Source organism: Citrobacter sp. Cpo091 (assembly GCF_030332645.1).
Taxonomy (GTDB): Bacteria; Pseudomonadota; Gammaproteobacteria; order Enterobacterales; family Enterobacteriaceae; genus Citrobacter; species Citrobacter portucalensis.
Genome location: NZ_JAOWHL010000028.1, coordinates 123,075 through 136,019 on the forward strand (window position 1 = coordinate 123,075; position 12,945 = coordinate 136,019).

Annotated in this window: 11 protein-coding genes; 6 read left to right on the forward strand and 5 right to left on the reverse strand. The window is 52.8% G+C overall.

The features are described 5' to 3' along the window. The first annotated feature begins 69 nt into the window (after positions 1-69). From flhB to bglB, 4 genes are all read left to right on the forward strand, one after another. Positions 70-1,221, forward strand: a complete 1,152-nt coding sequence (flhB, locus tag OGY04_RS04105) for a flagellar biosynthesis protein FlhB (RefSeq protein WP_003833866.1) — start codon at positions 70-72, stop codon at positions 1,219-1,221. Next, on the forward strand, positions 1,214-3,292 hold the full coding sequence (flhA, locus tag OGY04_RS04110) for a flagellar biosynthesis protein FlhA (protein WP_003833865.1): 2,079 nt from the start codon (positions 1,214-1,216) through the stop codon (positions 3,290-3,292). The genes flhB and flhA overlap by 8 nt, the downstream gene beginning before the upstream one ends. After that, positions 3,292-3,684, forward strand: coding sequence for a flagellar protein FlhE (gene flhE, locus OGY04_RS04115; protein WP_149607411.1), 393 nt, complete (start codon positions 3,292-3,294; stop codon positions 3,682-3,684). The genes flhA and flhE overlap by 1 nt, the downstream gene beginning before the upstream one ends. A 308-nt stretch (positions 3,685-3,992) precedes the next feature. Continuing rightward, on the forward strand, positions 3,993-5,132 hold the full coding sequence (gene bglB, locus OGY04_RS04120) for a beta-galactosidase BglB (RefSeq protein WP_008785063.1): 1,140 nt from the start codon (positions 3,993-3,995) through the stop codon (positions 5,130-5,132). Here bglB and mrdA2 read toward each other — a convergent pair. Then, positions 5,104-7,041, reverse strand: a complete 1,938-nt coding sequence (gene mrdA2, locus OGY04_RS04125; protein ID WP_153752789.1) for a peptidoglycan DD-transpeptidase MrdA2 — start codon at positions 7,039-7,041, stop codon at positions 5,104-5,106. The two genes, bglB and mrdA2, sit on opposite strands and share 29 nt — an antisense overlap. 229 nt (positions 7,042-7,270) lie before the next feature. Then, positions 7,271-9,004, reverse strand: a complete 1,734-nt coding sequence (argS, locus tag OGY04_RS04130) for an arginine--tRNA ligase (protein ID WP_008785061.1) — start codon at positions 9,002-9,004, stop codon at positions 7,271-7,273. Positions 9,005-9,242: 238 nt separating this feature from the next. On the opposite strand from argS, the gene OGY04_RS04135 reads away from it, so the two are divergent. Next, complete coding sequence (locus tag OGY04_RS04135) at positions 9,243-9,809, forward strand: VOC family protein (protein ID WP_003833855.1); 567 nt, start codon at positions 9,243-9,245, stop codon at positions 9,807-9,809. A gap of 2 nt (positions 9,810-9,811) precedes the next feature. Further along, entirely contained in the window at positions 9,812-10,558 is a 747-nt protein-coding gene (gene cutC, locus OGY04_RS04140; RefSeq protein ID WP_286584826.1) for a copper homeostasis protein CutC, read from the forward strand. A gap of 234 nt (positions 10,559-10,792) precedes the next feature. Here cutC and cmoB read toward each other — a convergent pair whose 3' ends face one another. Genes cmoB through OGY04_RS04155 form a run of 3 tightly spaced genes read right to left on the reverse strand, consistent with a single transcriptional unit; the run spans position 10,793 to position 12,937 of the window. Further along, positions 10,793-11,761 (reverse strand): tRNA 5-methoxyuridine(34)/uridine 5-oxyacetic acid(34) synthase CmoB, encoded by a 969-nt coding sequence (cmoB, locus tag OGY04_RS04145; RefSeq protein WP_003833851.1) that lies wholly within the window; start codon positions 11,759-11,761, stop codon positions 10,793-10,795. Next, a complete protein-coding gene (gene cmoA / locus OGY04_RS04150; RefSeq protein WP_008785057.1) occupies positions 11,758-12,501 on the reverse strand; it encodes a carboxy-S-adenosyl-L-methionine synthase CmoA in 744 nt (247 codons plus the stop codon). Before cmoA ends, cmoB begins: the two co-directional genes overlap by 4 nt. A 40-nt stretch (positions 12,502-12,541) precedes the next feature. Continuing rightward, on the reverse strand, positions 12,542-12,937 hold the full coding sequence (locus OGY04_RS04155; protein WP_003833847.1) for an MAPEG family protein: 396 nt from the start codon (positions 12,935-12,937) through the stop codon (positions 12,542-12,544). Between the last annotated feature and the right edge of the window lie 8 nt (positions 12,938-12,945).

Sequence of the window (12,945 nt, forward strand, 5' to 3'; positions counted from 1 at the left end):
TACTCTTCCCATTGCTGGATAGCTGTTCTGGCATCATTCTCGCCTATATCTCTATCCAGGGTCTGATGCGTGGCAGAAGAAAGCGACGACGACAAAACAGAAGCCCCCACACCCCACCGACTTGAAAAAGCGCGGGAAGAAGGGCAGATCCCCCGATCCAAAGAGCTAACCTCACTGCTTATTTTGCTGGTGGGTGTGTGCATTATCTGGATTGGTGGGGAGTCGCTTGCCCGTAGGCTGGCTGGCATGCTGTCGGCCGGATTACGTTTTGACCACAGTATGGTCAACGACCCGAATCTGATCCTCAGCCAAATCATCCTGCTGATTAAAGACGCGATGATTGCGCTGTTGCCGTTGATTACCGGCGTCGTTCTGGTGGCTTTAATTTCCCCGGTGATGCTTGGTGGCTTGATTTTCAGCGGTAAATCCCTGCAACCCAAATTCTCCAAGCTGAATCCGCTGCCGGGCATTAAGCGCATGTTTTCCGCGCAAACCGGCGCAGAACTGCTCAAAGCAATACTGAAGTCCACGTTGGTGGGAAGCGTGGCCGGATTTTATCTCTGGCATAACTGGCCGGCGATGATGCGTCTGATGGCGGAGTCACCGATTACGGCGATGGGAAACGCCCTGGATTTAGTCGGTATGTGTGCACTACTGGTGGTGCTTGGCGTTATTCCGATGGTGGGGTTCGACGTCTTTTTCCAGATCTATAGCCATGTGAAAAAACTGCGTATGTCGCGTCAGGATATCCGCGATGAATTTAAGCAAAGCGAAGGTGACCCGCACGTTAAGGGCAAAATTCGTCAAATGCAGCGCGCGGCCGCTCAGCGTCGCATGATGGCGGATGTGCCGAAAGCAGACGTTATTGTCACTAACCCTACGCACTACTCAGTGGCGTTGAAGTATGACGAGAACAAAATGAGTGCGCCGAAAGTTGTTGCGAAAGGGGCCGGGCTGGTTGCGTTGCGCATTCGTGAAATTGGCGCAGAGCACCGTGTCCCGACATTAGAAGCACCACCACTGGCGCGTGCGCTCTATCGCCATGCTGAGATTGGTCAGCAAATACCGGGGCAATTATACGCCGCCGTTGCCGAAGTACTGGCATGGGTATGGCAGCTAAAACGCTGGCGTCTGGCTGGCGGCAAACGCCCACCACAACCTGAAAACCTTCCGGTGCCTGAAGCACTGGATTTCATGAACGAGAAGAATACTGATGGCTAATCTGGTCGCGATGCTGCGTCTGCCCAGCAACCTGAAATCCACGCAATGGCAAATACTTGCCGGACCGATCCTCATCCTGCTGATTCTGTCGATGATGGTGCTGCCGCTGCCGGCTTTCGTCCTCGATTTGCTGTTTACATTTAACATTGCGCTGTCGATCATGGTGCTGCTGGTGGCGATGTTCACCCAGCGTACGCTGGAGTTTGCCGCATTCCCGACGATTTTGCTGTTTACCACATTATTACGTCTGGCCCTGAACGTCGCGTCGACCCGTATCATTTTGATGGAAGGACACACCGGCGCGGCGGCGGCGGGGAAGGTGGTTGAAGCCTTCGGCCACTTCCTGGTGGGCGGTAACTTCGCGATCGGCATCGTGGTCTTCGTGATTCTCGTCATCATTAACTTTATGGTAATCACCAAAGGTGCAGGGCGTATCGCCGAGGTTGGCGCGCGCTTCGTGCTGGATGGCATGCCCGGCAAGCAGATGGCGATTGATGCGGATTTGAATGCCGGTCTGATTGGCGAAGATGAAGCTAAAAAACGACGCTCGGAAGTGACCCAGGAAGCGGATTTTTACGGCTCAATGGACGGTGCGAGTAAATTCGTCCGTGGAGATGCCATCGCTGGTATTTTGATCATGGTAATCAACGTGGTCGGCGGTCTGTTAGTTGGGGTGTTGCAGCATGGTATGAGCATGGGCAGCGCTGCGGAAAGTTATACCCTGCTGACCATCGGTGACGGGCTGGTGGCACAAATTCCTGCGCTGGTTATCTCTACCGCGGCGGGTGTTATCGTGACCCGCGTGAGTACCGACCAGGACGTAGGCGAACAGATGGTGACCCAACTGTTTAGCAACCCCAGCGTCATGTTGCTCAGTGCGGCGGTACTTGGGCTTTTGGGTCTGGTTCCGGGCATGCCTAACCTGGTGTTTCTGATGTTTACTGCCGCATTGTTGGCTCTGGCATGGTGGATGCGCGGTCGTGAGCAAAAAGCGCCAGATGAACCGCAGCCGGTGAAAATGCCGGAAAACAACTCCGTGGTGGAAGCCACATGGAACGACGTGCAGCTGGAAGATTCGCTGGGCATGGAGGTTGGTTACCGCCTGATCCCAATGGTGGATTTTCAGCAGGATGGCGAGTTACTGGGGCGAATTCGCAGTATTCGTAAGAAATTTGCCCAGGATATGGGCTTCCTGCCGCCGGTGGTACACATTCGAGACAATATGGATCTGCAGCCGGCCCGCTATAGAATTTTGATGAAAGGGGTAGAAATTGGCAGCGGTGACGCCTATCCGGGACGCTGGCTGGCCATTAACCCGGGTACTGCCGCCGGGTCGCTGCCGGGTGAGAAAACGGTCGATCCGGCGTTCGGACTGGACGCTATCTGGATTGAAAGCGCATTGAAGGAACAGGCGCAGATTCAGGGCTTTACGGTGGTTGAAGCCAGTACTGTTGTTGCTACACATCTAAACCATCTGATTGGACAGTTCGCCGCTGAGCTGTTTGGCCGTCAGGAAGCGCAGCAGTTACTGGATCGAGTGTCGCAGGAGATGCCAAAGCTGACGGAAGATCTGGTGCCGGGCGTTGTGACGCTCACTACGCTGCATAAAGTGCTGCAGAACTTACTGGACGAGAAAGTACCGATTCGCGATATGCGCACCATCCTTGAAACGCTGGCGGAACATGCGCCGCTGCAAAACGATCCGCATGAGCTTACCGCGGTAGTCCGTGTTGCGTTAGGACGCGCCATCACTCAGCAGTGGTTCCCGGGTAACGAAGAGGTTCAGGTTATCGGTCTTGATACTCCGCTCGAGCGTTTGCTGCTGCAAGCGCTGCAGGGAGGCGGCGGCCTGGAGCCTGGGCTTGCAGACCGACTGCTGGCCCAGACTCAGGAAGCGCTGTCCCGGCAGGAAATGTTGGGCGCGCCGCCGGTCTTGCTGGTTAATCACGCGTTACGTCCGTTACTGGCGCGGTTTTTACGCCGCAGCATCCCGCAGTTGGTGGTGTTATCGAATATGGAGCTTTCCGATAACCGCCATATCCGCATGACGGCGACCATTGGAGGTAAATAATGCGTAAGTTACTGTGGTTGTTGTTTTTTCCTCTGGTGGCGCAGGCCACCGGAGAAGGGGCCTGGCAGGCAAGTGGCATGGGGATCACCTTAAATCACCGTGGCCAGTCAGCCTCGTCTGATCCTTTGGTTCCCAGCCAGCCGGTCTCAGGCTTGATGACGCTGGTGGCCTGGCGCTATGAGCTGAATGGCCCCACGCCCGCAGGTTTGCGGGTGCGTTTATGTTCTCAGTCCCGTTGTGTCGAGCTGGACGGGCAAAGTGGGACCACCAACGGGTTCAATAACGTTCCGGCCATTGAACCGATGCATTTTGTCTGGGAGGTCCCCGGCGGTGGTCGCCTGATCCCCGCGTTACGCATTCAGAGCAATCAGGTGATTGTGAACTACCGTTAACCCCCTCCGTCATTCAGACCAGCAGTTGAAACTGCTGGTTGTTTCAACATTACAGCCTCTCATTCAATTAAATAGAAACGTCGTTTTATAAAATAAGTGACGTACGTTGCCGGACTCTTTGTATTGTTGCCATTTCACGAATCCTTCTGGCAGAAATAGAAAGGTTTCACTTCCTGTTAGCTTTTACTGTGACCCTATAAGGATGCCCATTGTCAAAGCGAGGATTGCGGGGCCTCCCAAATAAAGCTGCTGCGCCGTAACAGGGGCAGGTCACAGCATTGAATCCGACATTGACAGAGGTTTAGTAAATGATTGTTTACCCGGTTAAACATAGCCCGTTATTGCGCCAGCCAGAACATTTTATTGCCAGGGATGAATTAAAAACGCTGATCAAAAAGGTGACGCATAACCTGGTCAATATTCATGACGAAACCGGTGAGTTCTTACTGCGTCTGGACGATGGACGCGTAATTGATACTAAAGGCTGGGCGGGATGGGAGTGGACACACGGCGTCGGCCTGTACGGGATGTATCAGTACTATCTGCAAACCGGCGATGAAACGATGCGCGATATCATCGATAGCTGGTTTGCCGATCGCTTTGCTGAAGGTGCAACCACTAAAAACGTGAACACCATGGCGCCATTTTTAACGTTGGCGTATCGCTATGAAGAGACGCGTAATCCAGCGTATCTGCCGTGGCTCGACAGCTGGGCTGAGTGGGCAATGCATGAGATGCCGCGTACCGAATTTGGTGGTATGCAACACATCACGCTGGCGGAAGAAAACCATCAACAGATGTGGGATGACACGCTGATGATGACGGTTTTACCGCTGGCGAAGATTGGCAAGCTACTCAATCGCCCGGACTACATCGAAGAGGCAACGTATCAGTTCCTGCTGCACGTGCAAAACCTGATGGATAAAGAAACGGGGCTGTGGTTCCACGGCTGGAGCTATGAAGGAAATCATAACTTTGCTAATGCCCGCTGGGCGCGTGGCAACAGTTGGTTAACTATCGTGATCCCGGACTTCCTCGAATTACTTGATTTACCGGAAAACAATGCTGTTCACCGCTATCTGGTACAGGTCCTGAACGCGCAAATCGCGGCGCTGGCGAAATGCCAGGATGAAAGTGGGTTGTGGCATACCTTGCTGGACGACCCGCAGTCGTATCTGGAAGCATCGGCAACTGCCGGATTTGCCTATGGGATCCTCAAAGCAGTACGTAAACGCTATGTTGGGCAAGAGTATGCGCCGGTAGCCGAAAAAGCCATTCGCGGCATTGTGCAGCATATTTCACCGGAAGGTGAACTGCTGCACACCTCGTTTGGTACCGGGATGGGACACAATCTTGATTTCTACCGCAACATCCCTCGGACCTCCATGCCTTACGGACAGGCGATGGCGATGCTGTGCCTTACCGAATACTTGCGAAAGTATTTTTGATATCGGTATTCGATGGCGATACCGCTATCGGACCTGATTGTTCAGTCGTCACTGTTTGTACCGTGTTGTCCTGCGGGGCAAACAGATGATCCATGATCTGACGCATAACCGGCGCGGCGGTGACACCATCGCTGCCGCCGTTTTCCAGAATTAACGCCACCGCGACCTTCGGGTTCTTATAGGGTGCAAATGCGGTATAGAACACGTGGTCGCGCAAGCGGACAGGGATCATCTTCGCATTGTAGGTCTGATTTTCTTTCAGGCTAAAGACCTGCGAGGTGCCGCTTTTTGCCGCAATGCCGTATGGCGCGGTGTGAAAGAACTTATAACCTGTACCATTTGGTTCATTCGCCATGCCGAACATCGCCTGACGCACCAGTCCCCAGTAGGGCGATGAGGCTGAGGCGATTTGTGACGGTGCTTCTGGAGCCTGATACGGCGTGATGGTTTTGCCGCTCTCTTCATCGAGCAGCAGGTGAGGGACGATAACCTTGCCGTTGTTAATCAGTGCGACCATGGCTTTTACCATCTGGATAGGTGTGGCAATCCAGTAGCCCTGACCGATGCCAACTGAAATAGTGTCCCCCTGATACCAGGCTTTTTTGTGCACTTTTTGCTTCCATTCGCGGCTCGGGAGCAGGCCGTTATACTCCTCATCAAGATCGATGCCGGTCGGTTTACCATAACCAAACTGGCTGAGCATGCTGTTAATCCGGTCGATCCCCATCATATACGCCACCTGATAGAAGAACGTATCGGCAGACTCTTCTATCGCTTTGGTGACATCCAGCATACCGTGGCCCGTTTTTTTCCAGTCACGGTAATGTCGCTCGGTGCCGGGTAGCGTCCAGGTAGGGGCGCCGAAGAAACTGGTCTGCGGCGTGATCACACCGTTCAGTAATGCCGACATCGCCATATACGGTTTGACCGTTGAAGCGGGAGGGTACAATCCTTGCGTGACGCGATTGATTAATGGCAGGTCTTTATCCTGGAGTAACTTGTTATAGTCCTGATAGCTGATGCCTTTGACAAACGGATTAGGGTCATAGCTGGGGTTTGAGACCATCGCCAGTACGGAACCGTCGTGTGGATCTTCAACCAAAACGGCGGCACGCTGGCCAGTCAACAAGCTCTCAATGTATTGCTGTAAATGTAAATCCAGCGTCAGATGGATATCTTTTCCGGCAACGGGCGGCACATCTTTGATCAGGCGTACGATGCGTCCGTGGTTATCTACTTCCACCTCCTGATAACCGGTTTTTCCATGCAGTTCGTTTTCGTAATAGCGCTCAATACCTTGCTTACCGATGTTGTGATCGGCGGCGTAGTTCTCCGCCAGACCCTTTTGATCCAGTGCTTTCAGGTCGTTGTCATTGATTTTTGAAACATAACCCAGGACATGCGCCAGCGCCGCGCCATAGGGATACTGGCGGTCTTCGTAACTATTGATGTTGACGCCGCTAAAATGAAACTGGTTTACCGAAAAACGGGCGATTTCGACATCGGTTAGCGCATTTTTTAGCACCACAGGACGATAGCGGCTGCTGGCTTTCAGCTCATGGCGAAACTGGTCTATGTCATCAGGTGTGAGGTCAACGATCGGCGTGAGCTGCTGGAGTAACGCATTCATATCGCTGATTTTATACGGCGTAACGGAAATATCGTACCAGGTAACGTTGCGCACCAGCGGGATGCCGTTGCGATCGTAAATCATGCCACGCGTTGGGGCGACGGGCAGCATTTTGATGTCGTTTGCATTCGACCGGGTGGTGTAATACTGGTGCTGGCAGATTTGTAAGTTATACAGATTGTAAATCAGGATGCCAAAACAGATGACTACCAGGCCAAAGGCCACCAATACACGCCGCTGGAAGAGCTTTTCTTCCGCCTCAAAATCTCTGAATGTCATTGACCCGTACCCGATTAATTCGCCGCCTAATGATACGGAGGCTTAGACGGGATGACAGGCAAAAGATGTTCCATATCTCTAGGGAAATGTGTCATTCCTTGTGGGTTGTTACAAATTACAGTGAACGTAGCGCCTGATGGTGCTTTGCTGATCAGGCCTACGAGGGCGGTCATTCGGGGAAATAAAAAAGCCCGCGACATAGCGCGGGCTTTCACATTATTTGAAGTGATTACATACGTTCTACGGTTTCGATACCCAGCGTATCCAGACCCAGCTTCAGGGTTTTCGCCGTCAGCTGCGCCAGCTTCAGGCGGCTGTTACGAATCTCTTCGTTTTCAGCGCTGAGAATAGGGCAGTGCTCGTAGAAGCCGGAGAACAGACCAGCAACGTCGTACAGGTAAGCACACATCACGTGTGGCGTACCTTCACGCGCAACGACGGTCAGCGTTTCTTCAAACTGCAGCAGACGCGCCGCCAGTTGAGCCTCGCGATCTTCGCTGATAACGACCTGCGCATTTGCCAGCGCGCTTTCGTCGATATCTGCTTTACGGAACACGGACAGTACGCGGGTATAAGCGTACTGCATATATGGCGCGGTGTTACCTTCGAACGCCAGCATGTTGTCCCAGTCGAAGATGTAGTCGGTGGTACGGTTTTTGGACAGATCCGCGTATTTCACTGCGCCGATACCGACCGCATTTGCCAGTTTTTCCAGTTCGTCGGCAGGCATGTCCGGGTTCTTCTCCGCGACCAGACGACGTGCGCGCTCCAGCGCTTCATCCAGCAGATCGGCCAGTTTAACCGTGCCGCCCGCACGGGTTTTGAACGGTTTACCGTCTTTGCCCAGCATCATACCGAACATGTGGTGTTCCAGCGGCACTGAATCCGGCACATAACCAGCTTTACGTACGATGGTCCAGGCCTGCATTAAGTGCTGATGCTGGCGAGAGTCGATGTAATAAAGTACGCGATCGGCATGCAGGGTTTCGTAACGATACTTGGCGCAGGCGATGTCGGTTGTGGTGTAGAGATAGCCGCCATCTTTCTTCTGAATGATAACGCCCATCGGTTCGCCTTCCTTGTTCTTATACTCATCAAGGAATACGACGGTAGCGCCTTCGCTTTCAACAGCCAGGCCTTTCGCCTTCAGATCGGCGACGATGCCAGGCAGCATCGGGTTGTACAGGCTCTCGCCCATGACGTCGTCACGGGTCAGGGTAACGTTGAGGCGATCGTAGGTTAACTGGTTCTGCGACATGGTAATGTCGACCAGTTTGCGCCACATCTCGCGGAAGTATTCGTCACCGCCTTGCAGTTTCACGACATAACTACGGGCGCGTTCAGCGAAGGCTTCATCTTCGTCGTAATGTTTTTTCGCATCACGGTAGAAACCTTCCAGGTCAGCCAGCGCCATCTCTCCGGCATTTTCCTGCTGCTGTTTTTCCAGCCATGCGATGAGCATACCGAACTGAGTACCCCAGTCGCCGACGTGGTTAGCGCGAATAACGTTGTGACCGAGGAACTCCAGCGTACGCACCGCCGCGTCACCGATGATGGTGGAACGCAGGTGACCAACGTGCATCTCTTTCGCTACGTTAGGCGCGGAGTAGTCAACCACGACGGTTTGTTTAGCCGGTTGAGTGACGCCCAGACGATCGGAAGCCAGCGCCTGCTGAACGTGCTGCGCCAGAAATACCGGATCGAGAAAAATATTGATAAAGCCCGGGCCTGCAATTTCAACTTTGCTGGCAATCCCGTTGAGATCCAGATGAGTCAGCACCTGCTCAGCCAGTTGTCGCGGCGCCATACCCAGTTTTTTAGCGACAGCCATCATGCCGTTAGCTTGATAGTCGCCGAACTGTACTTTTGCTGACTGACGAACCTGCGGTTCGCAATCTGCAGGCGCGCCTGCAGCAATCATGGCCTGACTGACTTTTTCTGAGAGAAGAGCCTGAATATTCACCGGAATACCTTACATTTATGAAGCGGCCTAAAATTCACCGCACCAGTTTAAGAATTTAGGGCGGGAGTATACTGCAAATGCCCGTTGCCGTCAGCATTGTGTGTACCGCCAGTAGCCTGAAATATAAACAATGCAATGGCGTAAATTTATTCATGATGTGTTCGGAGAAAACAGCGGTTGGATGGCGCAGCGCAACAGAGTAAATTAGCGACTTTGAACATGGATATGAGCTTTTAATATGGCGAACTGGCAAACCGTTGCAGAACTACAGGATATTTCTGCAGATTTACCGCATTTCACGCAGGCATTAACGGAACTTTCTACCCGCCTTGGGCTGGATATCACAGGCCTGGAAGCCGATCACATTTCCTTGCGTTGCCATCAAAATACCACCGCAGAGCGCTGGCGTCGTGGGTTTGAACAGTGCGGTGAATTGTTGTCAGAAAACATTATCAACGGCAGACCTATTTGTCTTTTTAAACTGCATGAGCCGGTTTGTGTGCAACATTGGCAATTTTCCATCGTCGAACTGCCGTGGCCGGGCGAAAAACGCTACCCACATGAAGGCTGGGAACATATTGAAATTGTTCTGCCGGGAGAGGCGGAAACGCTGAATGCGCGAGCGCTGGCGCTGCTTTCCGATCACGGTCTGAGTCAACCGGGCATTTTTGTGAAAACCAGCTCGCCAAAAGGAGAGCGTGAGCGTTTACCGAATCCGACGCTGGCGGTTAGCGATGGTAGCGTGACGATAAAATTCCATCCGTGGTCGATTGAAACCATTGTGGCAAGCGAACGTCAGGAGTGAACATGGCTATTCTGGAAATCTGCTGTTACAGCATGGAGTGCGCGCGCACGGCGCAGCAAAACGGCGCGGATCGTATTGAACTATGCTCGGCACCCAAAGAAGGGGGCTTAACGCCGTCACTGGGCGTCTTGCGTTCCGTTCGCCAGCACATTTCGATTCCCGTCAATCCCCTTATTCGCCCACGTGGAGGCGACTTTTGCTACACCGAAGGTGAATTTGCTGCAATGCTGGATGATATTGCGATGGTCAGGGAACTGGGATTCTCAGGGCTGGTGACCGGCATTTTAGATGTGGATGGCAATGTCGATATGCCGCGCATGGAGAAAATAATGATTGCCGCCGGTTCGCTGCAAGTCACTTTTCATCGGGCCTTTGATATGTGTGCTAACCCACTCAATGCGCTTAAAAAATTAGCTGATTTGGGCATTACCAGAGTACTCACTTCAGGGCAAAAATCAGATGCGGCGCAAGGTTTAACAAAAATAATGGAACTTATTGCGCAGCCCGGTGCTCCAATCATTATGGCCGGAGCGGGGGTTCGCGCCTCGAATTTGTCCCTGTTCCTTGATGCTGGAGTGCAGGAAGTCCACAGTTCTGCCGGAGTATGGCTGGCTTCACCAATGCGTTATCGCAATTCGGGGTTGTCGATGTCTTCGGATGCGCAGGCGGATGAGTATTCGCGCTATGCGGTAGACGGGACGGCGGTTGCTGAAATGAAAGCAATCATTGCACACCATCAGGCCAACTGATTTTACCGTTGCATCATGTCGCCCAATATGATGCTTGCTCGTACCAGGCCCCTGCAATTTCAACAGGGGCCTTTTTTTCTCCTTCATATTTCAAGCCGCAGCAGCGTTGGCCGCCTCGCGCACCCCGGTCACGTAGTTATCTACGCTCCCGGGGATTTGCTGCGTTGCCACCTTGCTGCAACTTGAACTATTTTGGAGAAACGGTGCTATACGTAACGGTCATTCGGCAATCTATTACGGCTTACGCGCAATCAATACTGCACGTAATGGGGCGGGGTAGCCTTCCACCGTTTTGCTGTGGTCGTTCGGATCGAGGAAGTCGGCCAGCGACTCGGTTACCATCCACTCGGTGCGGCGTTGCTCTTCGGTGGTGGTGACGCAGACATCGGCGATGCGCACATCAACAAAACCGCATTTTTCCAGCCAGTTTTTTAAAGCCAACGCAGATGGAATAAAGTAGACGTTACGCATTTGCGCGTAGCGATCGCCCGGCACCAGAACGGTATTTTCATCACCTTCGACGACCAGCGTTTCCAGCACCAGCTCGCCATCTTTAACCAACTGATCCTTCAACTGCCACAGATGTTCCAGCGGCGATCGGCGGTGATAAAGCACGCCCATGGAGAACACGGTGTCAAAGGCGTTTAGCGCTGGAAGTTGCTCAATACCCAGCGGCAGCAGGTGAGCACGCTGGTCATTGCCCAGCAGTTTACGTACCGCCTCAAACTGGCACAGAAACAGTTGCGTAGGATCGATCCCAACCGCCAGATGCGCTCCAGCGCCAATCATGCGCCACATGTGATAACCACTGCCACAGCCAACATCAAGAATGGTACGGCCGGTGAGATCAGACAAGTGCGGCAGAACGCGATCCCACTTCCAGTCGGAACGCCATTCGGTATCGATGTTGACGCCGTACAGCGAGTACGGTCCTTTACGCCATGGCATCAGGTTACGCATCAGGGTGTCGATACGTTTAAGCTGGCCTTCGCTGAGCGGTTCTTTACTTTCTGCGGTAACGCTGTGTAGTAAATCCAGACGATGCGGCGTCAGCTCGGGCAGAAACTCGACGGCGTTTGACCATTGTTTAAATAAACCATGCTGATCGCGCTGCCAGGCAGCGATTTGCGCCGGAAGCGTTTCCAGCCAATGGGACAGATGATTTTTGGCAATCAACTGATAAAAGTTACCAAAATCGATCATGCGCCAACCTCAGCTTTCAACGCCACCAGAGAGCCAAAATTGAAGCACTGGAACCACAATTCGCTGTGCTCAAAGCCAGCCTGATGCAGTCGCGCTTTGTGCGTTTCTACCGAGTCGGTCAGCATCACGTTTTCCAGCATGCTGCGTTTCTGACTAATTTCCAGTTCGCTGTAGCCATTGGCCCGTTTGAAGTCGTGGTGCATGTTGAACAGCAGCTCGCCAACGTTAGCGTCTTCGAAACTGAATTTTTCAGACAGCACCAGCGCGCCGCCGGGATTCAACCCTTGATAAATCTTATCCAACAATGCCTGGCGCTCAGGTGGCTCAAGGAATTGCAGGGTAAAATTCAGCACCACCATCGAGGCGTTTTCGATAGTAATGTTGCGAATATCGCCTTCGACAACCTCAACCGGGGTCGGTGCCTTATAGGCATCAATATGACGACGGCAGCGCTCAACCATCGCCGGGGAGTTATCGACGGCAATAATTTTGCAATTCTCGTGATGAATATTGCGACGCACCGAGAGCGTCGCCGCGCCCAGAGAACAGCCCAGATCGTAGACCTGCGTGTTGGGTTGTACGAAACGTTCGGCCAACATGCCAATCATAGATATGATATTGGAATAGCCAGGAACGGAACGCTGGATCATATCCGGGAAGACTTCAGCTACCCGTTCATCAAAGGTCCAGTCACCCAGACTGGCGATAGGCGCAGAAAAAAGCGTGTCGCGGTGAGACATAACGTAAAAATCCGGGAAAAATAAAGTGGCGTATTGTGCGCTAATGCAGGGAGAAAACCAACTCCCAGGGCATATACCAAAGATTCGCCAGCACCATTAGCAACAGCGAACACCAGGTTGCGCTCATGCCTGAACGGCGCCAGCGGAAAAGCCGGTGGTGGAATCCGTAATAATGCATCAGTCGTCCGGCAATCAACATCAGCCCGCAAATATGCACCATCCACGTCTCTGCGCCGTTCATTTCCATAAATAACAGCAGCACTAACGCGACGGGAATATATTCCACCGCATTACCGTGAATACGGATAGCGCTTTGCAGTTCACTAAAACCTCCATCGCCATAGGCAACGCGATATTGCATGCGCAGGCGAACGACGTCAAAGGAGAACTTTATTAACAATAACGCACCCAATACGGCATAAAGCGCGCTTACCATACAAACTC

Excerpts from the sequence above, each read along its gene's own strand:
- bglB (WP_008785063.1), top strand. The coding sequence starts at position 3,993 with ATGATTGTTTACCCGGTTAAACATAGCCCGTTATTGCGCCAGCCAGAA.
- OGY04_RS04155 (WP_003833847.1), bottom strand. The coding sequence starts at position 12,937 with ATGGTAAGCGCGCTTTATGCCGTATTGGGTGCGTTATTGTTAATAAAG.
- flhA (WP_003833865.1), top strand. The coding sequence starts at position 1,214 with ATGGCTAATCTGGTCGCGATGCTGCGTCTGCCCAGCAACCTGAAATCC.
- OGY04_RS04135 (WP_003833855.1), top strand. The coding sequence starts at position 9,243 with ATGGCGAACTGGCAAACCGTTGCAGAACTACAGGATATTTCTGCAGAT.
- cmoA (WP_008785057.1), bottom strand. The coding sequence starts at position 12,501 with ATGTCTCACCGCGACACGCTTTTTTCTGCGCCTATCGCCAGTCTGGGT.
- cmoB (WP_003833851.1), bottom strand. The coding sequence starts at position 11,761 with ATGATCGATTTTGGTAACTTTTATCAGTTGATTGCCAAAAATCATCTG.
- flhE (WP_149607411.1), top strand. The coding sequence starts at position 3,292 with ATGCGTAAGTTACTGTGGTTGTTGTTTTTTCCTCTGGTGGCGCAGGCC.
- mrdA2 (WP_153752789.1), bottom strand. The coding sequence starts at position 7,041 with ATGACATTCAGAGATTTTGAGGCGGAAGAAAAGCTCTTCCAGCGGCGT.
- cutC (WP_286584826.1), top strand. The coding sequence starts at position 9,812 with ATGGCTATTCTGGAAATCTGCTGTTACAGCATGGAGTGCGCGCGCACG.